This is a genomic window from Pseudoflavonifractor sp. SW1122, from assembly GCF_012027765.1.
Classification (GTDB): domain Bacteria; phylum Bacillota; class Clostridia; order Oscillospirales; family Oscillospiraceae; genus Enterenecus; species Enterenecus faecium.
Genome location: NZ_SJOS01000007.1, coordinates 1 through 25,417, shown reverse-complemented (window position 1 = coordinate 25,417; position 25,417 = coordinate 1). Strand labels below are relative to the sequence as shown.

The 25,417-nt window shown below is 52.7% G+C and carries 26 protein-coding genes and 2 pseudogenes; 2 read left to right on the top strand and 26 right to left on the bottom strand.

Annotation, left to right across the window (positions count from 1 at the left end; genetic code table 11):
- Positions 1 to 65: 65 nt before the first annotated feature.
- From mobQ (E0L15_RS03000) to E0L15_RS02940, 12 genes are all read right to left on the bottom strand, one after another.
- Positions 66 to 1,472 (bottom strand): MobQ family relaxase, encoded by a 1,407-nt coding sequence (gene mobQ / locus E0L15_RS03000; protein ID WP_347565968.1) that lies wholly within the window; start codon positions 1,470 to 1,472, stop codon positions 66 to 68.
- A 225-nt stretch (positions 1,473 to 1,697) separates the two neighbouring features.
- Positions 1,698 to 1,994 carry a DUF3847 domain-containing protein gene (locus tag E0L15_RS02995; protein WP_168124506.1) on the bottom strand — a complete coding sequence of 99 codons (297 nt, stop codon included), beginning with the start codon at positions 1,992 to 1,994 and terminating at the stop codon, positions 1,698 to 1,700.
- The gene (locus tag E0L15_RS02990; protein WP_168124505.1) at positions 1,934 to 2,473 is read right to left on the bottom strand and encodes a sigma factor-like helix-turn-helix DNA-binding protein; all 540 of its coding nucleotides are present in this window, start codon (positions 2,471 to 2,473) and stop codon (positions 1,934 to 1,936) included. Before E0L15_RS02990 ends, E0L15_RS02995 begins: the two co-directional genes overlap by 61 nt.
- The gene (locus E0L15_RS02985; protein WP_168124504.1) at positions 2,470 to 2,931 is read right to left on the bottom strand and encodes a sigma-70 family RNA polymerase sigma factor; all 462 of its coding nucleotides are present in this window, start codon (positions 2,929 to 2,931) and stop codon (positions 2,470 to 2,472) included. Before E0L15_RS02985 ends, E0L15_RS02990 begins: the two co-directional genes overlap by 4 nt.
- 10 nt (positions 2,932 to 2,941) lie before the next feature.
- Positions 2,942 to 3,394 (bottom strand): RNA polymerase subunit sigma-24, encoded by a 453-nt coding sequence (locus E0L15_RS02980; RefSeq protein WP_168124503.1) that lies wholly within the window; start codon positions 3,392 to 3,394, stop codon positions 2,942 to 2,944.
- 103 nt (positions 3,395 to 3,497) lie between these two features.
- On the bottom strand, positions 3,498 to 3,911 hold the full coding sequence (locus tag E0L15_RS02975) for a sigma factor-like helix-turn-helix DNA-binding protein (RefSeq protein ID WP_168124502.1): 414 nt from the start codon (positions 3,909 to 3,911) through the stop codon (positions 3,498 to 3,500).
- Between the two features lie 480 nt (positions 3,912 to 4,391).
- Positions 4,392 to 4,763 carry a metal-dependent transcriptional regulator gene (locus E0L15_RS02965; protein WP_087221707.1) on the bottom strand — a complete coding sequence of 124 codons (372 nt, stop codon included), beginning with the start codon at positions 4,761 to 4,763 and terminating at the stop codon, positions 4,392 to 4,394.
- Between the two features lie 11 nt (positions 4,764 to 4,774).
- Positions 4,775 to 6,517 carry an ABC transporter ATP-binding protein gene (locus tag E0L15_RS02960; RefSeq protein WP_168124501.1) on the bottom strand — a complete coding sequence of 581 codons (1,743 nt, stop codon included), beginning with the start codon at positions 6,515 to 6,517 and terminating at the stop codon, positions 4,775 to 4,777.
- Positions 6,514 to 8,328, bottom strand: a complete 1,815-nt coding sequence (locus E0L15_RS02955) for an ABC transporter ATP-binding protein (protein ID WP_168124500.1) — start codon at positions 8,326 to 8,328, stop codon at positions 6,514 to 6,516. Before E0L15_RS02955 ends, E0L15_RS02960 begins: the two co-directional genes overlap by 4 nt.
- Complete coding sequence (locus E0L15_RS02950; protein ID WP_168124499.1) at positions 8,312 to 8,926, bottom strand: MptD family putative ECF transporter S component; 615 nt, start codon at positions 8,924 to 8,926, stop codon at positions 8,312 to 8,314. Before E0L15_RS02950 ends, E0L15_RS02955 begins: the two co-directional genes overlap by 17 nt.
- A 3-nt stretch (positions 8,927 to 8,929) precedes the next feature.
- A complete protein-coding gene (locus E0L15_RS02945) occupies positions 8,930 to 10,417 on the bottom strand; it encodes an ABC transporter ATP-binding protein (protein ID WP_168124498.1) in 1,488 nt (495 codons plus the stop codon).
- Between the two features lie 11 nt (positions 10,418 to 10,428).
- Positions 10,429 to 11,136: a CbiQ family ECF transporter T component gene (locus E0L15_RS02940; protein ID WP_079545323.1), complete on the bottom strand. Its 708-nt coding sequence runs from the start codon at positions 11,134 to 11,136 to the stop codon at positions 10,429 to 10,431.
- A 200-nt stretch (positions 11,137 to 11,336) separates the two neighbouring features.
- Here E0L15_RS02940 and E0L15_RS02935 point away from each other — a divergent pair, with 200 nt between their 5' ends.
- On the top strand, positions 11,337 to 12,308 hold the full coding sequence (locus tag E0L15_RS02935) for an AraC family transcriptional regulator (RefSeq protein WP_168124497.1): 972 nt from the start codon (positions 11,337 to 11,339) through the stop codon (positions 12,306 to 12,308).
- Positions 12,309 to 12,340: 32 nt separating this feature from the next.
- Here the strand turns inward: E0L15_RS02935 and E0L15_RS02930 are convergent, their stop codons facing one another.
- The 14 genes and pseudogenes from E0L15_RS02930 to E0L15_RS02865 all read right to left on the bottom strand — a co-directional run bounded on the left by E0L15_RS02930 (position 12,341) and on the right by E0L15_RS02865 (position 25,057).
- Positions 12,341 to 12,694 (bottom strand): TnpV protein, encoded by a 354-nt coding sequence (locus tag E0L15_RS02930; RefSeq protein ID WP_168124496.1) that lies wholly within the window; start codon positions 12,692 to 12,694, stop codon positions 12,341 to 12,343.
- A 26-nt stretch (positions 12,695 to 12,720) separates the two neighbouring features.
- Positions 12,721 to 14,601, bottom strand: coding sequence for a recombinase family protein (locus E0L15_RS02925; protein ID WP_168124495.1), 1,881 nt, complete (start codon positions 14,599 to 14,601; stop codon positions 12,721 to 12,723).
- Between the two features lie 91 nt (positions 14,602 to 14,692).
- Positions 14,693 to 15,118, bottom strand: a pseudogene (locus tag E0L15_RS02920) (type IV secretory system conjugative DNA transfer family protein); the annotation flags it as partial.
- Between the two features lie 50 nt (positions 15,119 to 15,168).
- Positions 15,169 to 15,360 carry a transposon-encoded TnpW family protein gene (locus tag E0L15_RS02915; RefSeq protein ID WP_087235179.1) on the bottom strand — a complete coding sequence of 64 codons (192 nt, stop codon included), beginning with the start codon at positions 15,358 to 15,360 and terminating at the stop codon, positions 15,169 to 15,171.
- A gap of 122 nt (positions 15,361 to 15,482) precedes the next feature.
- Positions 15,483 to 17,360, bottom strand: coding sequence for an AAA family ATPase (locus E0L15_RS02910; protein ID WP_168124494.1), 1,878 nt, complete (start codon positions 17,358 to 17,360; stop codon positions 15,483 to 15,485).
- 15 nt (positions 17,361 to 17,375) lie between these two features.
- Positions 17,376 to 18,887 (bottom strand): MobQ family relaxase, encoded by a 1,512-nt coding sequence (gene mobQ, locus E0L15_RS02905; RefSeq protein WP_130870849.1) that lies wholly within the window; start codon positions 18,885 to 18,887, stop codon positions 17,376 to 17,378.
- A 230-nt stretch (positions 18,888 to 19,117) separates the two neighbouring features.
- Entirely contained in the window at positions 19,118 to 19,414 is a 297-nt protein-coding gene (locus tag E0L15_RS02900) for a DUF3847 domain-containing protein (protein ID WP_087249583.1), read from the bottom strand.
- A 114-nt stretch (positions 19,415 to 19,528) separates the two neighbouring features.
- Positions 19,529 to 19,879 carry an SdpI family protein gene (locus E0L15_RS02895; RefSeq protein ID WP_087268227.1) on the bottom strand — a complete coding sequence of 117 codons (351 nt, stop codon included), beginning with the start codon at positions 19,877 to 19,879 and terminating at the stop codon, positions 19,529 to 19,531.
- 68 nt (positions 19,880 to 19,947) lie between these two features.
- Positions 19,948 to 20,244, bottom strand: a complete 297-nt coding sequence (locus E0L15_RS02890; RefSeq protein ID WP_087249586.1) for a hypothetical protein — start codon at positions 20,242 to 20,244, stop codon at positions 19,948 to 19,950.
- A 171-nt stretch (positions 20,245 to 20,415) separates the two neighbouring features.
- Positions 20,416 to 20,742, bottom strand: a complete 327-nt coding sequence (locus tag E0L15_RS02885) for a TnpV protein (protein ID WP_087385919.1) — start codon at positions 20,740 to 20,742, stop codon at positions 20,416 to 20,418.
- Complete coding sequence (locus E0L15_RS02880; RefSeq protein ID WP_168124493.1) at positions 20,739 to 23,099, bottom strand: recombinase family protein; 2,361 nt, start codon at positions 23,097 to 23,099, stop codon at positions 20,739 to 20,741. Before E0L15_RS02880 ends, E0L15_RS02885 begins: the two co-directional genes overlap by 4 nt.
- A gap of 55 nt (positions 23,100 to 23,154) precedes the next feature.
- Positions 23,155 to 23,679 (bottom strand): annotated as a pseudogene (locus E0L15_RS02875) (type IV secretory system conjugative DNA transfer family protein); the annotation flags it as partial.
- Complete coding sequence (locus E0L15_RS02870) at positions 23,676 to 24,158, bottom strand: PcfB family protein (protein ID WP_168124492.1); 483 nt, start codon at positions 24,156 to 24,158, stop codon at positions 23,676 to 23,678. The gene E0L15_RS02870 and the pseudogene E0L15_RS02875, both read right to left, overlap by 4 nt.
- 5 nt (positions 24,159 to 24,163) lie before the next feature.
- Complete coding sequence (locus E0L15_RS02865; protein ID WP_168124491.1) at positions 24,164 to 25,057, bottom strand: DUF6017 domain-containing protein; 894 nt, start codon at positions 25,055 to 25,057, stop codon at positions 24,164 to 24,166.
- 93 nt (positions 25,058 to 25,150) lie between these two features.
- Between E0L15_RS02865 and E0L15_RS02860 the strand changes: the two genes are divergently transcribed.
- Positions 25,151 to 25,366 carry a hypothetical protein gene (locus tag E0L15_RS02860; RefSeq protein ID WP_168124490.1) on the top strand — a complete coding sequence of 72 codons (216 nt, stop codon included), beginning with the start codon at positions 25,151 to 25,153 and terminating at the stop codon, positions 25,364 to 25,366.
- The last annotated feature ends 51 nt before the right edge of the window (positions 25,367 to 25,417 follow it).

The window sequence follows — 25,417 nt, the reverse complement described above, 5'->3', positions numbered from 1 at the left end:
TTCTGTGCAAAGGGGTGTCGTGAAACGCGACGCACCTGAAAGGGGTCGGCAAAACGCCGTACCCTTTACCGTTCCGGCCCCCGGTCACGGGACTTGTCCTGTCCCTGGCGGGCCAGTTGGTCGGCAGCCTTGCGGAGCCGTTCAACGGCTTTCAGTTCCTCCCGCATGGCCTTCATGTCGATGCTGTCCACCTGCTTCTGGGCGGCCAGCAGGTCAATCTCGCGCTGCCATGCCTTGGGGGTGATTTCCTCGCCGCTGGCTTTCAGTTCTTTCAGATACCGGGCCGCCGCGTCATAGAGGATCAGTTCCCGGCTGTGGCGCTGCTCGAACAGTTCCCGCTTCTCCGGCTTCACCCTGGCAAGCTGTTTATGAATAGCCTTGTATTCGTTGTACTGCGCCCACATCTCCCCGCGCTCGGTGAGGACAGCGATCCGGCGTTCGGCCTTGACGATCTCTCGCCGCAGGTCATAGTAGCGGGTGTTCATATCTGCGATTTTTTCGTGGAGCTGCTGCATGGACTGGATGCCGTTTGCCTGCAAAAAGCTGAACAGGGCGGCGCTCTCCTGCAAAGCCCGGATTTTGCCGGTACGGGTGTCAGGCCGCTTGAGCTGCTGCTGGGCCTCCCACAAGTCCATCATGCTGGGCTGCTGGCCCTCCGGCTTCTCCGCCTCGGCCTTCGACCAGTTGTAGAGGCGGGTAATGCGGGCCTTGATTTCCTTGAGCAGCTTATTGTCGGCGGAGATCTGCCGGTTGACTTCTCCCTTGTCGGTGCGGATACCGCGCTTCTCCATCTGGCTGGCCGCTGGCCCCAGGTGGACAGAGGGGATTTTATCAATGCCCTGTCGCTTGTAGCTGCGGTGGTCTACCAATGCAGGCTGACCGGCGGCCTCCAATGCCCGGTTGGTATAGGCCGCCCATGCCGCCCGCCAAATCTCCACATTCCCTTTGTCGTTCCAGTCGGTAGTGTCCTCCCGGTGGTTCTTCCAGCCGCCTTTCCCGTCCGGGATACGCTGGCCGTTCTCGTCCAGGTCGTATGCCTTGCGGCACTTTGCGCCCCATGCGCCATTTTCTTTCAGGGGTCGGACGGTCAGCATGATATGAACATGGGGGTTGCCGGTTCCCTTGTCATGGATGGCAAAATCGGCGCACATCCCCTTGTCCACAAAGTTGTCCTTCACATAGGCCCGGACAAGGGTAAGCTGCTGTTCCCTGGACAATTCGCGGGGCAAAGCCGCCTCGATCTCGCGGGCAAGCTGGCTGTCCCTGGCTTTCTCGATCTGCTCCACACTGTTCCAGAGGGTGGAGCGGTCTGCAAACTCTGGCGGAGCGTGGGTGGGCAGCATGATTTCCGCATGGACAACGCCGCCTTTCCGGGTGTAATCATGGGTCAGGCCGTCCCATTCATTCGTCAGCTTTGTCCCGCTGCGGTAAGCGGCTGCGGCAACAGCGGAACGGCCCTCGCTGCGCTTGATGATACTGACGGGGATATGGCAAAAATCTATGGGGATCGCCTCCTTTCGGTGAGGGATATTCAGGCCGCAGGGGACGGGACAGCCGCTTGCGGATGTTCCGTGGCCTGTGGCGCACAAGGGGTTTGGGGAGTGTAGCTCCCCATCGCGGACGAAGTACGCAACAGCCCCCGGCAGGGCGCACGACACCGGCAACGGTGTATAAGTGCGCCCTTGTAAACAAGGGACTTACGGCTTGTCCCCGGATTTCGGCAGTTTTGCGGCCAGTTCCGCCGCCCCCGGAAGATGGGACAGGGCAATCAGGAACGCCTTGACCTCTACGCCGGGAAGGCCGGGGGCCAGAGGAAAAATGCCCTCCAAAATGGCCCCGCGCTCAATCAGGCGGCGGGTGCGGGCCTTGCGTTCCTCATTGCGCTGCTTGTTCTCCAAAATCTTCTGGCGGTTCTCAAGCTGCCGGATCTCCTTCAGGACTTCTTCGCGCCCGTCTTTTTTCGGTTTCGCTTGGGTGGTGATTTCTTTGTGCATATCGACTTCTCCTTTGGCGGCTCCATCCAGCCGCGCTTGATATAATATTTCTGTAACTTGATAAGGGTGGTGCGAACCGTGACAATGGCCGCCGAGGTAGTGAAGCCCTCAGCCTCGGCAATCTCCTTAAACTGCTTGCCCTCCCAAAAGCGGGCATGAAGGCAGCTTGCCTGCCGGGGCGTCAGGGTGGCAAGGGCCTCCCGGAGCCGTTCCGTCATCAGGGCGCGGGCGGCCTCCTGTTCCTGTTCTGTTTCTTTTTCCATCAGAATATCTTCCGGGGAAATGGCCTGTTCCGGGAAATGGTGTTCTATGCCGGGGGAAGCGTCCAGAGAGTAACAGTGATAGTGCTGCTTGGCGTCATTGGCGTTCTCTGCGCGGCTTTCCTCCACAATGGCGTCTGCAACCTCGTCCGGCACTTCCACAAAAGTGTCCTTCTTACAAATCGGGTAGTAATATTTTTTCAGGTTGATGGTTTTCATAGGCCGCTTGTCCATTTCCGGCGCATGAAGTACCGGCGCAGCCGCCGGAGCGCCGCATGGATGGACTTCCCCGCCTGGGATGGGGTGATACCCTCCAGCGCGGCAATATCCTTCACTTTCATCCCCAGCATATACCGGGCATGGACGCGGCGGGCCTGCGTTGGGGGCAGAGAGGAAATCGCCTCATAGAGCCGCCGGAGCAATTCAGCGTATTCGGCCTGCGCTTCCTTTTCCATCAGGCAATCCTCCGGGGATGGCTGCGCCCAGCCGATGGCGGCGTTCTCAATCCCATCGTCGCAGTCAAGGGAGTAAAACGCCTTGTAGCGGTACATCTTGCGCTCCCTGGCGGCCTCGGCCCGCTTGTCCAGCAGGAACGCTTCAACGATTTCATCCGACACCTCCACAAAGGTGTCCTCGGTGCAGAACGGGTAATACTGTTTGAGGTTGATGGTCTGCATAGGCCCGCCCTCACTCTGCCGGGAAAAGGCCGTCATAGCAGCGGCGCATATTCCGCAGGCCCCGCCGGATAGCAACGCTGACCTTGCTGCTGTGTACGCCCTCCCTCCGGGAGATTTCCGGCTGGCTGATACCGGCGATGTAGTAGGCCCGGACGCGGCGGGCCTGTGTGGGGGTGGCATGGGTCAGGGCTTCCGGCAAGGCGGCCAGCAGACGCAGATGGGCAGCCCGTTCCTCGCGATCCAAAAGGATTTCCTCCGGCGATCTGCCGTGTTCCAGCGCATAGTTCTCCGTCCAGCTATATGCGTCCAGAGAGTAGTAGGCGCGGTGGTAGACCTTCCGGCGCTCATAGTTGTTCATCTCGCGCTGGGCCTGCCGCATGACCTCCCAAACTTCATCGCTGACCTCCACAAACTCGTCATGCCGGTAGTGGGGATAAATCCACCGCAGATTGATTGTTTTCATAGGCTTACCTCCTGAAAATGGGAGAGGCGGGCAGCTTGTCCGCTGTCCGCCTCCCGCTGGGATAAGGGAAACAATCCCTTTCACTTGGTAGCCCGAAAAGGGGTCATTCGTATGGGTGGTTTCTCAAATTTTTTTGAAAAATTTTTCTGACCGCTTCAATGGAGCCTTGCACCGAACTCTTGGAGCAGCCGCACAGGGCAGCAATCTCCGAAAAACTCAGCCCGTCCAGGGCATAGAGCAGGAACCGGCGGCGCTGGGCCTCGGTGCAGGTATCCAGGACGGCCATCAGCTCACCCAGCGTTTCCATGCGGCAAAGGTATTCCTCCGGCGTTTCGCCGTAGATACCCACGCCCTCGGTGGCAACTATGTATTCGTCAAACTCCCGGCCATCCCAATGCCGCCGCTGTTCATGGGACAGGTTCTCGGCTTTGTGGTCGGCCCGGTCAAGAAATTCATAGACTTCCAGCGTGACCTCCACGGCCACAGCTTGTCCGTTATAATTGATGGTGACTTCCATCGGCCTTTCCTCCGTTCAGATTTTTGCGGGAAAATCTGAACGGGGCGGCGGGGAACGGCACCGGGGGCAAGGTTCGGGCCAACATGGCCCGATGTTCCGGCCCCACAGGTATGAAAAAACGCCCGGACAGCAGAAAGCTATTCGAGCGCAAAAAACACGGTATTCAGTTACATTGTGACAATTTTCGCACTGGCTGCCAGACGGGACCGGTTCGGTGGCCGGGATTTTTTTGACGATAGTGCAAATATCGTCTGAATTTGTCGGCGGTCAGTGTGCTTCACGGCGGCTCCCTCCTAAAAGCCGCCGTGTCAGCGTGTAGGCGTCACTCCTTTGTCGAGGGCATAAGGAACGGCGGCCTTGATGTTACTCAAAACCGCCGCAGTACCCCGAAAATCCATTATGGGCGCACAAAACTACCTGCCCTGCAACGGTTTTTTTCTTTCCCCGTCTGGCGGGGCAGGATAGCTTGGCTTATTCGGTTTATTCTTGCTCTTGTGCGGCTGCCTCTTTCAACCGCGAAAAGCTCTCATCGCTGATGATGTGTTCAATCCGGCAGGCATCAGCCTCCGCAGTTTTTGGATCAACGCCTGCGGCGATAAGCTGCTCGGTAAAAAAGCAATGGCGCTCGTAGATTTTTTCGGCTACCTCGCGGCCCACATCGGTCAGATGGAGAAAGTGATCCTTGTCCATCGTGAGAAAGCCGCCGTCCCGCAAGGTAGCCACTGCATGGCACACGCTGGGCTTTGACACCTCCATGTGCCGGGCTACATCTACGGAGCGTACCATACCGAGTTTCTTTTGGAGAACAAGGATGGTTTCCAGGTAGTCCTCCCCGGACGCATGAAGTTTCATAAATATTTCCCCTAATTGATTTGCCAACCGGCTGTAGTCTGCTGAATATCCCACAAATGCCGGTATAGACCATGATTATCCATCAGTTCCTTATGTGTACCCACTTCTTTTACCTCGCCCTGATCCAATACAATGATTTGATCGGCCCCGGCAATCGTTTTCAATTTATGGGCGATCATTACCACAGTACGGTCTTTCACGAGCTCTTCGATGGCTTGCTGAACCTCCACTTCATTTTCCGGATCAAGGGAGGAAGTTGCTTCATCTAACAGCAGTACAGGGGCGTCTTTCAAAATTGCGCGGGCGATAGAAATTCGCTGTTTCTCACCACCTGACAACGTGGAGCCGCCTTCTCCAACCATTGTGTCATAGCCATCCGGCAGAGCCATGATGAAGTCGTGACAATGAGCCAGTTTTGCGGCTGCTTCAATTTCTTCCTGCGTGGCATTTTCCCGGCCATAGCGGATGTTGTTTCCAATCGTATCTTGAAACAGGTACACATCCTGAAATACAACGGAAATTTTTGACATCAGTTTTTCCGGATCTACGGTTGTTTCATCTATACCGCCAAAACGAACAGCGCCGCTTTGTGGGTCATAGAATCTGGCAATCAGCCGCAGCATTGTACTTTTTCCACTTCCAGACGGGCCAACTATGGCGGTCATGGTGCCGGATGGAAAAGACGCGCTGACATTATGCAAAACCATATCTTTCCCATAGCCAAAGGTCACATTCTCAAAGGATATATCGTGATTTTGGGGGGCTTCCCCATCTCCCTGCATGATAGGTTCATCCAGCAGATCAACAATCCGTTTTCCGGCGGCTGTCTGATAGACAAAAACAGGAAGCTGGATAATTGCGCCAACCAGCGGGTCAAAAATACGGGTTCCAACCAAAAGGAACATAACAAAGATGGTAATATCCAGCGTTCCGCCCATAAGCAAATAGACGCCCACCATTGTTATCAAAGACAAGCCGCATTGTAGGAAAGAAACAGCCACCAAATAGAACGGGCCGGAAACACATTCCAGCTTGATGCACTCTTTCATAAAGGTGTAAAACGCCCGTTCCAGCCGTTTGAAATTTGTTCCCCTGAGATTATAAGCCTTAATCACTTTCATTCCCGACAGATATTCCTGCAGCCGGTTTGCCTGTTCAATTCTCGCTCTTGTATGCGCCGCACCGCGCATTTTATCAATCACCTGCACACCAAGCAGAATTAAAAAAGTAATCGGAAATCCTGCAAACATGGCAAGGGACAGCCGCCAGTCAATAAAAGACATCGCTACAAATCCGAGAACGGCGGTAATAAAGCCTCCGATCAACTGCGGCAGAACATGGGTAACAGCTTCCTCGATTTGTGCGAAATCATTCATCATTGTGTTGCCCAATTCGCCGGGGTCTTTGCTCGTAAGGAAGCCCAGCGGCAATTTTCTGATATGTTCCGCAAGCTGGACGCGGCCCTTTGCGCTGGCATCATAACCATCGTGATAAGTGGCATGAACCGCTTTCCGTTCAAACAGGTACAAAATGATTGCAAGGATAACCATGCCGCCCCAGACAAGCCAAAGCTGTTTTGTGTTAAGCGTGTCACTCGTTCCACCAAAGTATAAATAAATGCTGCTTACAACTAAGGTCAGACAGCCAAAAGGGAAAAGGTTGACAAGATCAGCAAGGACAGTCCAGACAACAGGCTTTATCAGCTTTTTCGGGTTTCCTGCGGTTATACAATAAAGGGCATTGGTCTTTTTCATGCCTGCGCTACCTCCTTTTTCTTTGAAATCTGCCAATCAGAGGAAAGCGTATAGGCATCCCACATAGCAGAATAGGTCTTGCTCTTTTGCAAAAGCTCGTCGTGGGTTCCCTCTGCTTCGATTTTTCCCCCGTTGATAACCTCGATCTTATTTGCGTTTTTGATCGTAATAAGCCGGTGTGCAATAATCAGAACGGTTTTATTTTTTATCAGTTCTTGTAGTGCCAACTGCATTTGATATTCATTCTCCGGGTCAGCGTATGCTGTGGCCTCGTCAAGAATCAGGATAGGGGCGTTTTTCAAAATGGCCCTGGCAACGGCTACACGCTGTTCCTCGCCGCCTGAAAGATAAACACCGCCCTCACCAATCAGCGTGTCATAGCCTTTCGGTAGTTTTTCGATGAACTCATGGCACTGGGCAGCTTTCGCAGCAGCATACACTTCTTCTTTTGTCGCGCCGGGTTTTCCTACTGCAATGTTATTATAAAGCGTGTCAGAGAACAGAAAAGAATCCTGAAATACAAAGGACATCGTATTCATTAAGTCCTCGGTTTTTATATCCCGGATGTCAACACCGCCGATCAGGATTTTTCCTTGTGGAACATCCCAAAAGCGGGGAATAAGCTGTGCAATCGTAGATTTTCCCGAACCGGACGGCCCGACTAAAGCGGTGATCTGGCCTTGTCCGGCTTCAAAAGAAACATCTTTCAGAACAAGCGGACTGTCTTTTCCACCATAAGAGAAAGAAACATGATCGAATGAGATTGCATATCCATCCGGTTTTTTAGGGGCGCTCGGCTCTGCAATCGGGACTTCGCTCATAATCTCGTCAATACGAATTACGCCCTCGGTAATGTTGTTCATGCTGGAACCCAAACTGTTAAATTTGAAAACAGGGGTAGCAATTCCTGGCGCAAAGATCAGGAAAAACAGCAGAGTCACGGCAAAAGCCACGTTCTCCGGGTCGCCCGAAAGGAAGAAGATACCGGCTGTCAGAATAAAGGTCGCTAAAGACAGCACCAGCACACGGAAAACACAATACACCGGCTCGTAATTGTCCGCATATTTCGTACTGAAGTCCCGATAGCTCATAATGTCCTGGTAGAATTTGCGGAAAGAATGAACCGTCTGCCCGAAAATTTTAATTGAGGGCATCCCACGTACATACTGTACGGACGATGTGCTGATATTTTCCAGCGCGTCGTAGTATTCCTTTAAGCCCTCCTGGGCTTTGGAACCGAACATCATAGAGAATTGGGCTGTAAAGCCTACGATAATAGGAATGATGCAGGCAAGCGCCAGCCACACATTCAGCCGGAACATGATAATTACCATGATGATTAGCATTGCAATGGTATTCACCATATCAGGGAATTGGTGAGCAATAAATTTTTCAATCTGCTCTACATCCTGTTCCGCAATTTGCTTGACTTTCCCGATTGCATTTCGATTAAACCACCCAAGAGGCAATTCGCTGATATGTTCAGACAAACGGACGCGAATACCGTAGAGCGTGCGATAGGCAGCAGTATGGCCTAACATACCGCCAAAATACATAAATACATAACCGATCAGCAGGCCAACAATGCCCTTTACAGCCCATGACACCATAAATCCCGTATCTGCATTTGTGAGATCAGATGCGTTTTTCAGCAATTCAACCATAATGTTATATACGGCCAGGAACGGGACTAACTGAAAGAACACATTTGCGGTTGAGAGAATGCACCCCCACACCATTAAAGTCTTTTTTTCTCCCGCCAGCTCCAACAGCCGGGGAATACCACTCTTTTTCTTATTTTCTTTTGCCATTGTCGGAACCTCCTTTTGCAAGCCTCTTTGCCACTATCTTTTCGCCCCACAGGTAGCCTAAGATGGCGCAGAGGATCGTAACAATCGTGAGGACAACTACAATAGGCGTGTTAATCAGCTCCATGCTGGCATTTGCCATGTTCCCGGTAATCCGTTCTGCATAAAAAGCCTTGAAAGCGTCCTGCATATAGCACAGCGGTATGTATTCACCGAGCGCAAGGCCAAGCATGGGGCAGACCACACCAATGATTTTACCGGCGTGATTGTTCTTACCCACAGTATCATATAGAATCTCACCGATAATGCCGCCAACGAAAGTGCAGATAAACATAAGGCCGTAGGGGGCCATAGAAAACAGGCAAATACCGAACAGGAATGAAGAAATCAAAATTCCGCCCCGGATGGTGATTTTAGAAAGCATGACAACAAGAATCAGCGCCCCGAAAATCGCGAGAATACAAGGCAGGGCCAGCATGATAGGCGGGAAGAAGCCTACCGTACAACCGATAATCCAGCCCACTGCAATCCATAAGGCGCTAAAAACGCCCACGCGAATCAGGTCACGAAGTTTTTTACTCCCTTTTGTTTTTGAACTCATACGTTATTCCTCCAATTCAAAGATTTTTGATAGTGTTTCTGATCTATATTCGTCAGGAGATATTCTTTTTATGGAATGATCGTCCTGTACTACTAATAGCGACGTAAATAAGGATGCTGCAAATTCGTAGTCATGGGTAATGACAAATGCGATTTTACCTGCAGCCGCCTGTTCTGTAATTGTTTCACTTACCAGCTTCATGTTTTCGGCATCCAGTCCACTTGTGGGTTCGTCAAAGTAAAGGAAAGGAGCATCACTCATACAGGACAATGCGATAGAAAGCCTCTGCTTTTGTCCCCCTGATAGGGTCGAGGGGTGGACATTTTCGTATCCCTCCAAAGAAAACTTCCTTAAAATCTCTCTGGCCCGTTCATAGGCGGTGGGGGTTTTCTCAAAACCTGTTACCATTTCGGAAATGACACTTCCGGCAAAAAACTGATAATCCACATCCTGCATAACATAAAACGATTTGTGGCGACGCTGCTGTTTAGAAGCATATTTACCGGCGATACTGATTTTTCCGCTTTTCGGCTTTTCCAAGCCCATGAGAACGCGGATTAAAGAGGATTTCCCCGTTCCATTTTTACCGACAATTCCAACAATATCTCCACTCTGGCACTCAAACGAAACATCTTTCCAAAGAAGCTGTTTTGACTGATACCCAAAAGATAGGTTTTCAGCGCGGACAGAAACTTGCTCACGGGTAGCTGCTTTCACAGAGGCGGGATTACAAACAATATCCTTTAGATTTACTTGCCGCAGCCCATTGTCATGAAACCAATTCGTGGACTGTGCTTTGAACTCATTTCCTGACAAAATCGTGTTGATCTGCCCGTCCTTTAGAATCACAACACGATCAGCCAAATCCTTTAAGTAGTACAATTTGTGTTCTGAAATGATGATTGTGCAGCCCTGTTCCTTTAATTGCCCCAACAGCTTTTTGAGCTGCTTAGTTCCCTCCCAATCCAGATTAGCGGATGGCTCGTCAAGGACATATATCTGAACATTCGCTGTATAAATGGACGCAATCGCAACCTTTTGTTTCTCGCCGCTGGATAACTCGAATATGCTTTTCTTTAATAGATTGGATATATTAAGCTGCTTCACGGTATTTCGGAAACGGTCTTGAATGACAGGTGATGGGGTTCCTAAATTTTCACTCGGAAAAGGAATCTCTGTTTTTACATGGAGCGTGAAAAACTGTGAACGCGGGTCTTGAAACACACTACCAACATAAGAGGAATAGTCCCCTGTTTCATGTTCCGATATATCCATGCCGCATACCCGGCAAGAACCTGTGATTGTTCCTTCAAAGAAGTCAGGTATCAATCCGTTTATACAACGGGTCAATGTTGTTTTTCCGCAGCCGCTTTTTCCTGTGAGAACAATAAATTCTCCCTCCTGAATTGTCAGGTCAATGTCGTGGATGCCGAAAGTATTGCTATCATAGGCAAAAGAGAATTTGTTGCATATTACTTTTTCATTCTGCATACATTCACCTCCTAAAAATTCAAGAAATCAAGATACAATAAGCCACAGATCACGACTGCCATGCCTAACAAATAGAGAAAATCAGCAAGAGTTAATTTAACTTCGGTGCAGCAAGAACGGTTACGCTCTACGCTCAATCCCTTGCACAAAGAGGCCGCGGACAATTCTTCCGAAAGTTTTTCACTCCTGAACAGCAATGGCACCATGTAATTTTCAATGGTCGGTATCAGGTGCTTCAAATTCCTGACAGATAGATTTAGCCCCCGCATTTTCAGGCTTTCATTCACATAGCAAAATTCCTGCAATATCGTAGGGACATATCTATATACCACCATCAAGGGAATGGACAACGATTTAGGAATATGTATTGCGTCCAAAGAATACAGCAATTCATCCATAGGCGTTTTGTCCATGAGCAGTTTAAGGAGCAAATAGATTGGAAACACCCGGACGATCATCATAAGGAATGACGGAAGCACAACCGAAAGAACGGGAATCTCCACGATAAGCAAGCCCCAAGTCAAAGCATTTAAGCACGCATACGCAACAAGCCTTTGGAAAAATACTTTTGCCCCGTACCAAAAGAAAATCAAAAAATCAATGACAAGGAAAAAGCAAAAGGTCGCCAACTGACTCTTAAAATAAAAGCTCAAAATAGAAGCAGCAACAATTTGCAAAATTAAAATTCTTGCATCGGGTTTTGATGCTTTGAAATTCACTTTTCATTTCCCTCCTTTCGCACCACCCCGCCATTGCAGAAACCGCAATTTGGTGGTAAAATGTTTACGAGGTTAGAGAGAGCTAACCTCGTAATGCCATTATAACGGCGCAATTTTGACAGCACAAGTCAGGAACGGCACAAACGACTTTTAACCGTATTTTTCCGACTGATCGGCGTATTTTAGAAAGGCATCAGACCATGAGTGAAATAAAACAACTATACCAGCAGTTACTACCAACTGGCGGTTTTCTTTTAGACAATGGCAATTCAAAGACAGAAGAAAATCAGTTTTGCTATGCTTTATCCCCGGATAAAGGCAAGGGGGTTTTCTGGCAGTATTTCTTTGAAAATATGTTTGAAATAACAAAGCAGGACTTTTACTTTTTTGAGGATTTCTTTCTGGAATCGCCCGAACCGGAATTTCTTGCCGTACAGTATTATTCCTCTGTATCTGGTGAAGAATTTCATCCTTACTATCAGCTATCTCCAAACAGTTTACGAGCGTATATAGGCGGAAGCCAGAAAACATATCGGGCTGTCTATCACAAAAATGTCCCTATTCGATCTGTGAGCATCAGCATTATGCCTGATTTCTACAACCGTTACTTAAAGGAACGGTTGGGCGGTGAATATATTGACCCGCGAAACGCCTTTAAGAAAATGGTTCTCGGCGTAGATTTCCCGCAACTTGTAGCACTCTTGAAGCAAATTCAAAGCTACTCCGGCAGCGGTATGTCTGCAAAGCTGTTTTATGAGGGCAAGGTATTGGAAGCTCTTGCATTGATTATGGAGGAAGCCAAGCGAAACCAGGACCGCAAAAACAAAATACGCATTACAAAAGAGGATGAAGAAAACCTGAACGCGGTTGCTGATTACCTCGATCATCACTATTCATTTCCCGTTTCGCTGGAACAATTATCAAAGATCGCCTACATGGGAACAACAAAACTAAAGACCACATTTAGGGAACTGTTTGGGTGCAATATTTCGGATTACATTATTCGCAAGAGAATGGAGCAGGCCCAGCACTTATTGATCGGAACCGAGTTAAGCATTGCAGAAATCGCACAAGCCGTAGGTTATGAGCGGGCTGATAGTTTTTCAAGGCAATTCCAACGGACAACCGGATTGTTACCAAGAGAATACAGAAATTTGATAACTAAAGAATGAACGTCAGGTTTATTCTGACGTTCATTCTCAAATCAGGCAAATATAATTTCTTGAAAAATTGTTTCTTCTACCTGCGCTTTCAGCGTGTTCATCAGCCCCACCCAGCGCATGGGGTCACGGGCTTTCAGTTCCTCGGTAACGCCCGCCGCCTCCATCATGCGGGGCAGCATAGCTTCCATCCGTTCACGCGCCGTCAGGTCAATCTCCAACAGGTGCGGGTACAGCTTTTCGCTCAAAATCAAGCTGCTGTAAAGACCGGGCCGGTGTTCCTTCAGGTAGCGTTGCCGCATACGGCCATACTTGCCGATGGGAGCCGCCGGCTGCTCGGAAAGTTTTAGGTCGGGGATGTAGTAATCCCCGCAGCGGGTGTAAGTCAATTCGCTCATGTTCATTCTCCTTTGCACTGTGATGGTTAAACTGCGGCACTGGCCGATACGGTGGCCTTGCGTGGCTCCTGCCTGGGTAACTGGCTGACGGTGGTAAAAATGCCCTTCTCCATGTCCTCAGCCCGGATTGCGGCCTTTGCCGCCTCCATTTTTGCCTTGCGCTTGGCGTTATAGCGTTCTTCCCATTCCTTCTGTTTGCCGTTTGCCTTGCGGCGTAAGTAGTTCTGGTGAAGCCTGTCTTTGCGTTCCTCCTTCTTCCGCAGTTCTTCCTGTTCCTCCGGGGTCAGGGGAACCGGCTGCAAGGCGGGTGGGATATACCGGCCCACAAAATTGAAGTAGATTTCAACCTCCTGCGTGGTGTCCTGACTGCCTTTGCGGGCGCGTTCATGGACAAGGATTTTCTCTACAAACTCGTTGAGCATGGTATTTGTCAGCGTGTCAAAATTCTCATACTTGTCAATCAGGGCTATAAACTTCTCCGCAGATTTCCGGCTCTGCTCATAGCCGGTAACGGCCTTTTCCAGTTCCGTGATTTCCGCATTGAGAGCGTCCTGCTCCTTGGCATACTGTGTGTCCAGGGCCTCATACCGGGCGTCCGGCAGCTTGCCCAGGGCGTTGTCCTCATAGATTTTGCAAATCAGCCGTTCCAGTTCCCCGGCCCGCTTTTGGGCGGCGGCCAGCCGTTTCCGCTTCTTGGATATGTCGGCGGTCTGCTGGGCGGCTTGCGTTTCCTGGACGGTGCGGATAAACTCGGCCCGGTCATTTTTGGAATACTCCGCGATGGCCCGGAGCATATCGGTTATCAGGGTCAGGACAGCCTCGGCCCGGATGCGGTGCTGTGTGCCGCAGAGCGTCCCGCATGGGATTTTGCTGTACTGACTGCAAGTAAACTGTGGGTCACGCTTGCCGTTATTGACGCGATGGACATACATCTTGCCGCCGCAGTCGGCACAGTACATCAGGCCGGTCAGGGGATGGGCCTCGCCCCATCCGTCCGGGTAACGCCTGACATTTGCCCGGATACGCTGCACATTGTCAAAGGTTTCCTGGTCGATGATGGCCTCATGGGTATTCTCGAAAATCGTCCACTCGCTTTCGTCAACATAGTGGCTTTTCTTGTCCTTGAAGTGCTTGCGGGTTTTGAAATTGATGGTGTGGCCCAGGTATTCCCGCTTTTTTAGGATGTTCACAATGGTGGATGATCCCCAGCCGTAGGGGTCTTTGACCGGCTTCGTCCTGTTTACTCCTTCGTCAAAGCGTGCCAGATGGACAGCGGGGATTTCAACCTTTGCCTCGGACAGCAGCTTGGAGATTTGATAGGGGCCATAGCCTTCCATCGTCAGGGAAAAGATGCGGCGTACCACTTCGGCGGCTTCTTCGTCCACAAGCCAGTGTTCCCGCTTTTCGTCCCACAAATATCCATAAATGACAGTGCCGGTCAGGTGCTTACCGCTCATACCTTTGGATTTGAACACAGAGCGGATTTTCCGGCTGGTGTCGCGGGCGTAAAACTCGTTCATAATGTTGCGGAACGGGGTAAAATCGTCATCGCCTTTCAGACTGTCTACACCGTCATTGATGGCGATCAGCCGGACGCCGCGCTGCCGCAAAATCTCCATGACCTGGCCGACTTTCAGATAATCGCGCCCCAGGCGGCTCATGTCCTTTATGACGATGGCCTCCACCCGTCCGGCCTCGACTTCCTCCATCATCGCCAGAAAGCCGGGGCGATCAAAACGGGTTCCCGATACGCCGTCATCGGTGAAGTGGGTGGGGTTCGGCAGACCATTCCGGCGGGCATAGTCCTCTAACATCTTTTTCTGGTTCGATATAGAATTGCTCTCGCCCTGTAACTCATCGTCGCGGCTCAAACGCTCGTACAGTGGGGTGATTTTCTCGTTTCTCATGGCTGTACCTCCTGAAATGAAAATGCTCTAAGTGACTGCTTCACTAACCATGACAAAAACCATGATTAAGAAGTCACTTAGAGCATACATCTCCCGCGGCCATTTTGAACTTGCGGTATTGCTTCACGGCAAAGTGGTCCGGGTGCTCCTTCTCCAGCTTGGCGAACAGCAGGTCCACGGGGGACTGAAACTCCTCGTCGTCCTCCCGCGCCTCGCTGGCGTTGATGAGGTCCAGCAGGGTGATGAAGTTGCGTTCCTCCGGCTCCGCCTCGTACCAGATGTATCCGATGAGGGCGGAGTAGTACAAGCGCTCGGCCTTCACCCAGAAATCCTCGGAACTTTTTTCACCCTCGCCCTTGGTGTTGAGGATCAAGGCGTTCACCAGCTTCAAAATATCCTTCTCGCTGCGGATGTACGCCAGAGGGTTGTACCGCATGGATTTTTTGAAGTTGATGAGGTTCAGGCTTTTAATGCGGTATCCCTTGCGGTCCAGCATGGCGCCCACCTCGTTCAGGATGGTGCCTTTCGGGTTTTGTCAATAAGGAACAAGAAAAAAGTATCTTGCTTTTAAGCGGTTTCATCGCCGCTGTCGTTCTTGATAAGGCGCACAACCTTGTCCGTAAAGGTTTCCCGGCTGGTTTCGCTGAAATGGATATGAATGTCAAAGGTCGTGCCGCCGATGTTCTTCACAAGGTCGGGTTTGGCGGTCAGAGGGGAAGCGGCTGCGGGGGTGCTGGTCTTGCTGGTTTCATTGTTCATAGGCTGCTCCTTTCTATGAGAAAAGCCCCATACGGTAGCACATGGGGCGGTGATTGAGGGGTGAAGTGGCGAAGTGGCAAAGTGGCAAGGTATCTGGGTTTTGCCACTTGGATTTTGCCATTTCATTTTTTGAGGGCGTGATACCATGCCGCGCCGATACGCTTTGAGGTAATGCGCCCGTCAAGGTTTTTCTTTGCCGCCCGGACGGTGCGGGCAGAAATCCCGGCTTCGGCTGCGGCCTTGTCAATATCCTCACTGGCAAGCTCTTTCCCGTCTGCGAGCAAGTCCAGTATTAGCCGTTCCGCCTGTTCGGTCTTGGTGGCGGTGTTCCCGCCCGCGCCGGATAGCAGCTCGTCGGCGGTTATGTCGTATTCGCCTATCCATGAAAAGCCTGTTTCCGGGTCAAGGCAAAAAGCAACGGGCTTGCCCTCCGGCGCAAGGGAAGATTTGTCATGGACGATAACGCGCACATTTGGCTCCCGCTTCACGCGCCCGATCAGCAGGACGCTCCTTGCTGCGGCGCGGAAGTCAATAGAACCTAATCCCCGGTATGCGCTCTGCCCTCCGGCGGCTTTGTTCAAGTGTCCGATAAGGATAACGGCGCACCCGGTACGCTCGGCAACATCGGCAAGGCGGCGGAACATGGGGCGCACTTCGTTTGCCCGGTTCATGTCGGTCTTTTCGCCCATGTACGCCTGTATGGGGTCAAGGATAATCAGCCGCGCCCCGTTCTGCGTGATTGCCTTTTCTATGCGCTCGTCGGACAGGGTAAGCTCCCGCTTGGCTTCATCAATCACAAGCACGCGGTCAAGGTCGGCTTCGGCTTCTATCAAGCGGGGCTTGACGGTATCGCCCAGCCCGTCCTCGGCGGTCTGGTAAATCACTTGGAATGGCGGCAAGGGCTTCATTCCCGGCAGCGTTCCCCCGGTGGTGCAGGCGGCGGCAAGGCGTAGGGCAAAGGTGGTCTTGCCCTCGCCGGGATTGCCTTGCACAATGGTTACTTTCCCGAAAGGGATATACGGCTCCCATAGCCATTCAACGGTCTGTGTGTCAACCTCGCTCATGCGAATAATCTCGACGGTTTCTTCCTGCGGCGGCTCTTTCAAGCCGTAAACCGCTTCCCGGATATACTTCCCGTCTGTGATTTCTGCCCGGTGCTGCAATACCTCGTTCCAGTCCTTAAACAGCGGCACAAGGCGGTGGACGGTATATCCCTCCGGCACAAGCTCCGCAAGGCGGCTGCAAGCGTCGTTTCCCGCTTGGTCGCTGTCAAGGCAGAGGTAAACGGTCTTGATGTTTGGGCGGTCAGAGAGGAAACGCAACAGGGCTTTTTCTCCCACGCCGCCCAATGACAAATAGCTCTGCTTCTGCCATGCCTTTTTGAACAGGCAGAGGAAAGAGAGCAGGTCAACGGGGGCTTCAAAGACAAAAAGCCTGTCGCCCTCGCCCCGGTAGCAGAAATTAAAGGCTTTGTCGCTGCCTTTCACATCAAGCCGGAAGTTTCCCGCCGTCCCCTTGCTGTGGGCGTAACGCGGTATTCCGTCCTCGTCCCGCCCCACAAATACGGCGTTGTGGTGGGCTGCGTCCTCGTAAATATCGCCGCGGGCAAAGAAAATGCCCGTCACATCTTCATCAATGCGGCGGGCTGCTGTGAGGTAGTTCCTCGCTGTTCGATTGTCGCTGTTTTGGGGCGGTAGCCGGAAGTCGGATAGGGACGCGGGGCAAGGTCTGTCCGGCGGCGGTACGGCTCCCTTTTCTCCTGTGAGAAGTTCCACGGCTTCGGTGAAGCTCTTGCCGAAAAACTCCATGACAAAATCGACGGGGCCGCCGCCCTTGCTCTGGCTGTGCCTGTACCATTTGTTTCCCCGGACGGTCAAGCTGTCGTGCCGTTTCCAGCGGTATTCATTTCCGGCGCGGGTAAGCTGCTCGCCCTGTGATTGCAGGAAAGAAACAAGGTCGGCTTGGTTCGCCCGGTCTATCTGTTCTTGGGTGTAGTACAAAAATCTCAACTCCTTTCATCGTTCTAAGTCATGCCGCTTGGCGCGGGTCTGCTCTGGCTGGTCGGCTTTCAGCGCAATATCAACGCACTTGCGGATATTGTGCAGCTCGGCAACCTCGGCGCGGGTTTCTTTCAGCTTGGTATATTCCGCTGTCCTCTGTCCGCTGAGGGTGGCATACTCTTTTTCCCATTCAGAAATAGGCAAGGGGGGCTTTGTCCCTTTCGGCAGATTTGCATGGAGATAGCGGCTCGCTGCGTTCCATAGGGTAAGCTCGGCGCGGTGGGTTTCCTCGTACTTGTCGCGCTTGTTCGTCCAGCCATTTTTCAGCTTTTTCAGTTCGTCGTGAATGGGCTTGTACTCGGTGTAGTTCCTCCCGTACTCAATCAGCTTTTGCAATTCTTTCATGCGCTTCTCGGCGGTTTTCATGCCCTCCCGGATAGCGTCGGCTTGGTCGCTGACAGAGGAAAGGGCAGCGTCCAGCTCCGCAAGGGTGGAAATGCCGCGCTCCGCAAGGAAATTGACTGCCTGTGATACGGTTTTCAGTTCATCGGCTGCGTGCTGCCTTTGCCAATACTGCGAATACTTCCGGCTCTTTTCCCTCTGAACGCTCATATACTTTATCAGCAGATTTGCAAGGCCGGGGGATTGCGGGGGCTGCTCCGGGGCGGTTTCCCGCGCCTTGAACAGCTCGCCAATCCATTCTTTGAGCTTTCCAATCTGCGCCCGGATTTCCCGGATAAGGCGGTTTGCCTTTTGGATATTCCGGTTCAGCTCGCCTTTCTCGGTGGCTATGCCTTTCTTCTCCATTTGACAAGCCGCTACGCCCATGTGGACGGTAGGCAGCTCGTCAATGCCGCGCTCGGCGTTGCTGCGGTGGTCGATACGCTCCGGGCTTCCGGCGCGTTCAAGGTAGGCGTTTGAAATATCCGCCCATGCCTTGCGCCATAAAAGCGCGTTGCCCTTGTCGTTCCAGCCTGTGAGGTCAACTTTGTGCGTCTTGTATCTGCCGCTTGGCAAGCGAATACGCTCGCCGTTTTCGTCAAGGTCATATTCCTTTTTGGACTTCGCCGCCCATGCGCCGCGCTCGTCAAGGGGGCGCATGGTAAGCATGATATGACAATGGGGGTTGCCGCTGCCGGTGTCGTGAATGGCAAAATCAACGCACATTCCTCTGGAAACAAATTGAGAGGAACAGTATTCCCGGACGAGCCGGATCTGTTCCTCTCTGGATAATTCTATGGGGAGTGCTGCGTCAATCTCTCTGGCAAGCTGGGCGTTCCCGGCTTTCTCGTAAAGTTCCACGCTGTTCCATAGGGCAGCGCGGTCAGAGAAAGAGGGCGGGGCATGGGGCGGCAGTAGGATTTCCGTATGGACAACGCCGCGCTTGCGGGTGTAGTCATGGGTCATTCCGTCCCACTCGTTTGTGATTTTCTCGCCGCTTCGATAGGCGGCTGCGGCAACGGCTGACTTGCCTTTTCCTCGGCTCACAATGCCGATGTTACAATGGTAAATGGCTATGGGTATCACCTCCCGGATAGGATAATAAAACCCGCAAAAATAGTACAGACGCCGGGGCGGGTGTACTGTTTTTGTGGGTGTGCAGGGATAGCCGCGAAGCGGCGCAAGGGGTGCAGCCCCTTGTTGCGGCAAAGCCGCCATATCGGAGCGCGGGGAAAGTTCCCTGTGCGGAGATAAAGCCCTCGGCAGAGCGCACACGCCCGCAAGGGTGTATAAGTGCGCCCTTTGTTCCAAAGGGATTACTCCGCGTTCCCGTCCCCGGCTCGTTTTTTCAAAAACTCCTGTGCTGGCTCGCTCGTCAAGGCAAGCCGTAAAAAGGCTTTCGCGTCCTCGTCCGGCATGGCAATCAGCTCCGGCACAAGGCTCTCCATGAAGCCGCCGCGCTTGCAAAGCCTGTGGGTTCTCGCCTTGCGTTCCTCAACGGATAACTTCTGCTTGATGATTTTCTCCCGGTTCTCAAACTGCCGGATTTTCTTCTTGCTTTCCTCAATCTCGGCGGTCAATTCCTCGCGGGTTTTCTCTCTCGGTTTCGTCATGACTGGTCGCTCCTTTCTGCCTGTCGGCATAGAAAAAGGACAGTCGATTTTCTCGGCTGTCCCTTGTGGGTGGAGTGTTTGATTTTACTATGTTCTGTTCGATTAAACAAAAATTCATTCCTTAAACTTATTCTTTATTCCTATTTCTGTTTTATAAAAGCCGCAAAACAAAAATACTATTCCCGTACAAATTCCTACAGTAAGGGCAATATTAACTGAAATCTGTAAAAGGAACATTCCTATACTTAAAATAATCTCAACTACTCCTAATACCTTGCCAAGAGAGATAAAATTATTTGGTGCTATACTTTGTGCATAATTCCAGTGTTCTTGTGATTTCCGTGCAGTTGGTGTGTTATATCCGTTACCCGATTTTATGTCAGTTGCAGGATGTCTTTTCAATATGTCCCCAACCAAAATCATTACAAAAGGTATAATCAGATTTAATAACAATAAGGAATACATGGTTTGCCTCCTCAACTCCGATTTGTTCCCAAGAAACAGTATATCATAAGATTGTGAACAAATCTACATCATTTCAGCCTGTCAGCGGCGTTGTTCTCTCTGGCATATTGCCGCGCCGCTTCCCTGCGTTCCTCACTGTATGGGGCGGTCAGACGGAAAGAGAAACGGCCTTTCTCAATGTCAAACTCCATGCAGCCCGTTTCCGGGTCTGCATCGGTCTGCTGGCAGATCGCCGGGTAGCGGCGGCTGTATGCAAGCAGACGCTTTTTCAAGGCGGTGTTGTGGGTGCGGATATGGATAAGGGGGTCTTTCTCGTCAAACCAAATATCGGTGGTCTTTTCCTGCTTGGTAAGCCCTGTTCTCATGCAAGCTCCTTTCTGCGCCCCTGTTACGCAATAGGGGCATTTTTCGGGTGTTTTCTCCGGCTCTTGACTTGGAGAAAACAGCGTTTTTGACGATAAAAACCGCCCGGACGGGGAATGGTTCGTCGGGGCGGCTGTTATCGCAAGATTTCCGATTTTTCCGGCTCTTGACCGTCAGACATAGATTAGCTCATGCCTGATGATTTCCTCGGCTCTCGCCTTGCAGTTGTTCATCAATCCTACCCATTTCATCGGGTCGGCGGCTTTAAGGGTTTCGGTGGCTCCCGCTTCTCTGGCAAGGCGGGGCATGAGGTAGTCCAGCATATCCCGCGCCGCCCGGTCTGTTTCCGCAAGGTGGGGATATAACTTCTCGCTGGCTACAAGGGCGGTATAAAGGCGGTGGCGGTATTGTTCCAGATAGGCTTTCCGCAGCCGCCCGTAGTGGCCGATATGGGGCTTTGGGGTAATGGGGCGGTTCCCGTTATCAATCAATCTTCTCATGCGATTTGTTCTCCTTTCTCGTCGTGCTTCTTCCTGTGGTAGTTCTCCCGCCTTGCAGCAAGGAAGTTCTCATACCGGGCTTGGGCTGCGGGGTTTCCGGCTGCGGCTTCCTCGTACATCTTCTGGCGGGATTTCTTGGTGGCTTCCGAGTGGTAAGCCCGCCGCCTTGCAAGCTCGGCGGCTGCGGCGGGGTCGGTTTCCGCTTGGGCTTTCAGTTCTTGGTAGGCGTTCTTCTTCCGGCTCCGGCTGGCTTCAAGGCGTTCCGCTTCCTCCGGCGTGAGGGGCTGTCCCGCGACTTGCGCGGCGGCAAGCTCTTTGAGCGTCCGGGGCTTGGGCGGCTGCGCTGCTTTCTGCCGTTCATACCATGCCTTGTGCTGGCGGTTTTTCCTCTCGCGGTAAGCGGCAAGGCGTTCTGCTTCCTCCGGCGTGAGGTCGGCTCCGGCCTTTTGCAGCGCGGCAAGCTCCTTTAAGGATTTCGGCTTTGGGGACTTGGGCGGCTCGGCGGCTTTCCGTTTCTTCCGCCATTCCTTTTGCCATGCCCGGTTATGGGCTAACCGCGCTTCGTCTGCCGCCTGTTCCTCCGGGGTCAGCAAGCCCGCTTTCTTCCTCGCGGTAAACTCCCGCTTCTCTGCCTTGCGCTTTTCCTCCCGCGCTTTGGCAAGCTCCTGTGAACGGGCTTCCTTTGCCGCCTGTTCCTCCTGCTGGCGGCGTTGTTCCTCGGCTTCCATTGGGGTAACGATATGGGCGGGGACTTCAAACGCGCCGATGAAGTTGAGGTAAATATCTATCCGCTGGCGGCGGCTGTTCCCGCGCCCCTCGCCCTCATGGACAACCACTTTCTCGATAAACTCGTTGAGCATGGGCGTTGTCAATTCGGAAAAGTCGGTGTAGCGGCTCACAAGCTCGATAAACTTATCTGTTTTCAGCCTGTCGGCGTTCCAGCTCTCGATTGCTTCCTGCCATTGTGCGATAGCGGCTTCCAGCCCGGTCTGTTCCTCGTCATATTCGGCAAGCAGACGGGTAAAGTGCTTATCGGGTATCTTGCCTGTGGCGTTTCCCTCGTACAGCTTTTTTACAAGCCCGTCCAGCTCCTTATACCGCCGCTGCGCCTTGCTCACTTTCTGCCGGTACTCCTTGACGGCATTTTCTTGGTGCTGGTCGGTGGCTTTCCGCACACGCTCGATAAACTCCGCTTCATTGTGCCGTACATACCAGCTCACGCGCTGGATTGCGGCAAGAATGGCGGCTTCCATTTTCGCGGTGGGGATATAGTGCATGGTGCAGTCGCGGGTAAGCTGGCGGTAGCTGGAACACACAAAAGCGTCGTCCAGATACTTGCCTTGCACAAGGCTGCTGCGGTGGGTCAGCTTCGCGCCGCAGTCAGCGCAGTAGAGAAGCCCGGTCAAGCGGTTTGGGGTGTTCTGCCGCTTGGGGGCGCGGCGTTTTGTTCCCATAAGCCGCTGGACGGTGTTCCATGTTTCCTCGTCCACAATGGCGGGGATTTCCCCGTCAAAAATATACTGTTCCTCCGGCGCGGTCTTGCGGGTGCTTTTGGTCTTGTAGTTCTCGCAGACGGTTTTCCCTAAAACCTTGCGCCCTGTGTACTCCGGGCGTTTGAGGATATAGCTGATAGTTGTTGTTGACCATGCGTAGGGGTCTGTGTACTTCGCCGACCGGACGGGTGCGCCTATCCGCTTCCAATGCTCGGACGGGATAGGGATTTTCTCGGCGCGGAGTGCCCTTGCTATGCTGGCGATACTCTCCCCGGCAACAACGCTGTGGAAGATACGGCGCACAACGGCGGCGGCTTCCTCGTCGATTACCCATTCGCCCTTGTTCTCCTTGGACGCAAGGTAGCCATAGCTGACGCTGCCGGAGCAGCGCAAGCCCTTTTCCATTCTCGACTTGAAAACGGTCTTGATTTTCCGGCTGGTGTCGGCAACATACCACTCGTTTATCACATCTCGGAAAATTGACATTATATCAAAGCCGTTGGCGGTATCAAGGTTGTCATTTGCCGCAATAAAGCGTACATGGTACTCGTCAAAGGTGCGCTTCAAAAGCCCCACTTCGACAACATCACGGCCAATCCTGCTTTGGTCTTTGATAATGACCGTAGCCACATTTCCCGCCCGGATTTCTTCCAGCATAGCGTCCAGCCCCGGACGCTTGAAAGTCGTTCCCCGCACTCCGTCATCGGTGAAGTGCCGGATATTCGTAAAGCCGTTCTTTTGGGCGTAGTCCTCCAAAATGCGCTTTTGGTTTTCTATCGACACGCTTTCCCCGGCTCGCTCATCGTCATGGGAAAGACGCTCGTACAGGGCTGTGATTTTTCCCTTGTCCGGCTGTTTCTTCATGGGGTGTAACCTCCTTTCTTGAGGGTGCGCGCTCCCTTTATCCTTATTGTAAATTACCATTGGGGTCCGTGACCACATAGGAGGAATGGCACTGGAGTAGGTTGGGCTTGACGAAGAACCTCGTCTTGCCGCTGCCGGAGCCGCCAATGACCAGGATATTTTTGTTTCTTGCGTACTTGGGTTCCTTCGGGCGGCTCGACATGGTGATCCGCTCCGTTTGGGTGAGAAGGACATTTTGGGAGAAGTCCTTGTCCATGTAGGGGGCGATGTCGGCCGGGGTGCCCCATCGGGCGCTCCCGTACTCGATACCCCGGCGGTATTTCTTCGCGTTCTTGCCCTTGGAGTAGACCACCAGCCGGATCAGCACCGCGCCGGCGGCGCCCACGCACAGGTCCACCAGATGGAAGCTGGGCGCCAGACTGGCAAAGGCCACCGAAAAGCCCTGCCCGATGTGGAGCAGCTTCTCCGAGGCGTCCGCCCCAGGAGCCAGCCGCACACCCTGACAGAGCTTGTCAAAGAGATACACGAAGATGAGATACGGGAGGTTGAGCAGCACCAGCTTTTTCATCTTGTCGGTCATCGCGCCACCTCCCGGTCCTTGGCCTTGACCTTCTCCCGTTCCCGGTGCATGGTCCTGGTCTGTTCCTGGGCCTGGGCCAGCCGCTCCCGGATGGTGGGGCACTTCTTCCGGTCCAGGGTCATGGCGGTGAACTCCTTGAAAGCCGGTTGGAGCTGGTCCTTGTCCTTCGCCTTGAAGAACACATAGTAATGCGGGGGTTCTGTATGGGGGTCCTTCTTCAGGGCGTAGTCGATGTCGTACTTCTTCGCCACCGCCGAAAATGCCTTGATGTTCTGCTCCGTGATCTCGATGTTGGTCAGGGAGGCCCCATGCTGTTTGAGCTGGTGCAGGGTCTGTTTTCCCTGGTGTAAGCTGCTCTGGGAGGGCTTCTTCTGCATCTCCTCCAGCACCTTCTTCATGGCCTTTTGGAGCAGGTCCGCCGTCATCTTGCCGGTCTCCACCGAGAGGGAGACCACGCCCTGGGTGATTTCTTCCTGCACGCACATCACCTCCGATCTCCGCCGCCGTACATATCGTGGCTCACCAGGGAAGTGTAGTAGCTGTCGATGGTGGCCGGGGCGTTATACAAAGCGGCCAGCAGGTATTTCTTGATATTGCGGACATAGGTGGTGTTCTCCCGCATCCGGTCCAGCACATACTCGATGTGGGAACTGTTCAGCTTCAGGAAGCGGGACTTGACCACCTCCGTCGGGTAGTCGTCCCCGGCGATACGGATCATCTCCCGGTTGGAGCACACCGTGTCCACCATGAGCTCCACCAGCTCGTCCAGGCGGTCACGGTCAAGGCGGTGGTTCTGGATGAGGCAGTCATACTCGATGTTCTCCAAAATCAATTCCCGATAGCTTTCCCGTTCCCGCATCCGGTCCCGTCCTTTCCGGTCCGAGCCCCTGGGGGTTTGGGGGATTGATTGGACAGGATTTGATCCTTCCGTGCTGAGTCCATCTTTTTTTGATTTATCAGGATTGCTTTTATCTTTATTTAATTGCGGCCGGTTTTCCAGACCCGGAGTATCCATATCCGGGTTTTCCGTATCTGGATGTTCCGTATCCGGCTCATCCTCACACGGCCCGTCCGGCTCCGGGGGATGGGGCGTTTCGTAGATGACATACTCCACGTCCACGATCTTGCCCTTGCTGTCCCGGAGGCGGTTGCGGACGATGTAGCCGGCCCGCTCCAGCTCCTTCAGGGCAGAGCCGATGCTGTCCGTACCCTCCTTGCAGATCTTCGCAAGGCCCCTGGTGGTGTAGTTCCAGTCCTCCGGCAGGGACAGCATCATGGAGAGCAGCCCCTTGGATTTCAACGACAGGCCTGTATCCCGCAGATGGTGATTGGACATCACCGTGTAATCGCGGGTTTTCTCAATGCGGAATACCGCCATGTTGGATACCTCCTTCCTTCGGTTTTGAAAAGTGTTCGTTTCGGTGGGTTTGCGCCCCTGTATCGCCGCCCGGCCTCCCATGAGAGAAAGGATATGGGCGGCTTCATTTGCGCCGCCCACAGGCGAAAAAACAAGGGATTTCCCACCCTAAAGCGCACACTAAATTTGGGGATAGAAAAAGGGCGACTGTTAAAAAACAGCCGCCCAAAAGGGGGTCTAATACAAGTTATTTGCTATCCGACAAGCCCGGAAACCGTTGATATTACGGGATTTTTTGAAAAGTTCTGTATCGCCATTCGCACCAAGTGACCGGAGCAAGGGAAACCTTGCTCCGGTTTTTTGTTATCCAAGCATAGGAAA

Excerpts from the sequence above, each read along its gene's own strand:
- E0L15_RS02995 (WP_168124506.1), bottom strand. The coding sequence starts at position 1,994 with ATGCACAAAGAAATCACCACCCAAGCGAAACCGAAAAAAGACGGGCGC.
- E0L15_RS02990 (WP_168124505.1), bottom strand. The coding sequence starts at position 2,473 with ATGAAAACCATCAACCTGAAAAAATATTACTACCCGATTTGTAAGAAG.
- E0L15_RS02985 (WP_168124504.1), bottom strand. The coding sequence starts at position 2,931 with ATGCAGACCATCAACCTCAAACAGTATTACCCGTTCTGCACCGAGGAC.
- E0L15_RS02980 (WP_168124503.1), bottom strand. The coding sequence starts at position 3,394 with ATGAAAACAATCAATCTGCGGTGGATTTATCCCCACTACCGGCATGAC.
- E0L15_RS02975 (WP_168124502.1), bottom strand. The coding sequence starts at position 3,911 with ATGGAAGTCACCATCAATTATAACGGACAAGCTGTGGCCGTGGAGGTC.
- E0L15_RS02965 (WP_087221707.1), bottom strand. The coding sequence starts at position 4,763 with ATGAAACTTCATGCGTCCGGGGAGGACTACCTGGAAACCATCCTTGTT.
- E0L15_RS02960 (WP_168124501.1), bottom strand. The coding sequence starts at position 6,517 with ATGAAAAAGACCAATGCCCTTTATTGTATAACCGCAGGAAACCCGAAA.
- E0L15_RS02955 (WP_168124500.1), bottom strand. The coding sequence starts at position 8,328 with ATGGCAAAAGAAAATAAGAAAAAGAGTGGTATTCCCCGGCTGTTGGAG.
- E0L15_RS02950 (WP_168124499.1), bottom strand. The coding sequence starts at position 8,926 with ATGAGTTCAAAAACAAAAGGGAGTAAAAAACTTCGTGACCTGATTCGC.
- E0L15_RS02945 (WP_168124498.1), bottom strand. The coding sequence starts at position 10,417 with ATGCAGAATGAAAAAGTAATATGCAACAAATTCTCTTTTGCCTATGAT.
- E0L15_RS02935 (WP_168124497.1), top strand. The coding sequence starts at position 11,337 with ATGAGTGAAATAAAACAACTATACCAGCAGTTACTACCAACTGGCGGT.
- E0L15_RS02930 (WP_168124496.1), bottom strand. The coding sequence starts at position 12,694 with ATGAGCGAATTGACTTACACCCGCTGCGGGGATTACTACATCCCCGAC.
- E0L15_RS02925 (WP_168124495.1), bottom strand. The coding sequence starts at position 14,601 with ATGAGAAACGAGAAAATCACCCCACTGTACGAGCGTTTGAGCCGCGAC.
- E0L15_RS02915 (WP_087235179.1), bottom strand. The coding sequence starts at position 15,360 with ATGAACAATGAAACCAGCAAGACCAGCACCCCCGCAGCCGCTTCCCCT.
- E0L15_RS02900 (WP_087249583.1), bottom strand. The coding sequence starts at position 19,414 with ATGACGAAACCGAGAGAGAAAACCCGCGAGGAATTGACCGCCGAGATT.
- E0L15_RS02895 (WP_087268227.1), bottom strand. The coding sequence starts at position 19,879 with ATGTATTCCTTATTGTTATTAAATCTGATTATACCTTTTGTAATGATT.
- E0L15_RS02890 (WP_087249586.1), bottom strand. The coding sequence starts at position 20,244 with ATGAGAACAGGGCTTACCAAGCAGGAAAAGACCACCGATATTTGGTTT.
- E0L15_RS02885 (WP_087385919.1), bottom strand. The coding sequence starts at position 20,742 with ATGAGAAGATTGATTGATAACGGGAACCGCCCCATTACCCCAAAGCCC.
- E0L15_RS02880 (WP_168124493.1), bottom strand. The coding sequence starts at position 23,099 with ATGAAGAAACAGCCGGACAAGGGAAAAATCACAGCCCTGTACGAGCGT.
- E0L15_RS02865 (WP_168124491.1), bottom strand. The coding sequence starts at position 25,057 with ATGGCGGTATTCCGCATTGAGAAAACCCGCGATTACACGGTGATGTCC.
- E0L15_RS02860 (WP_168124490.1), top strand. The coding sequence starts at position 25,151 with ATGGGCGGCTTCATTTGCGCCGCCCACAGGCGAAAAAACAAGGGATTT.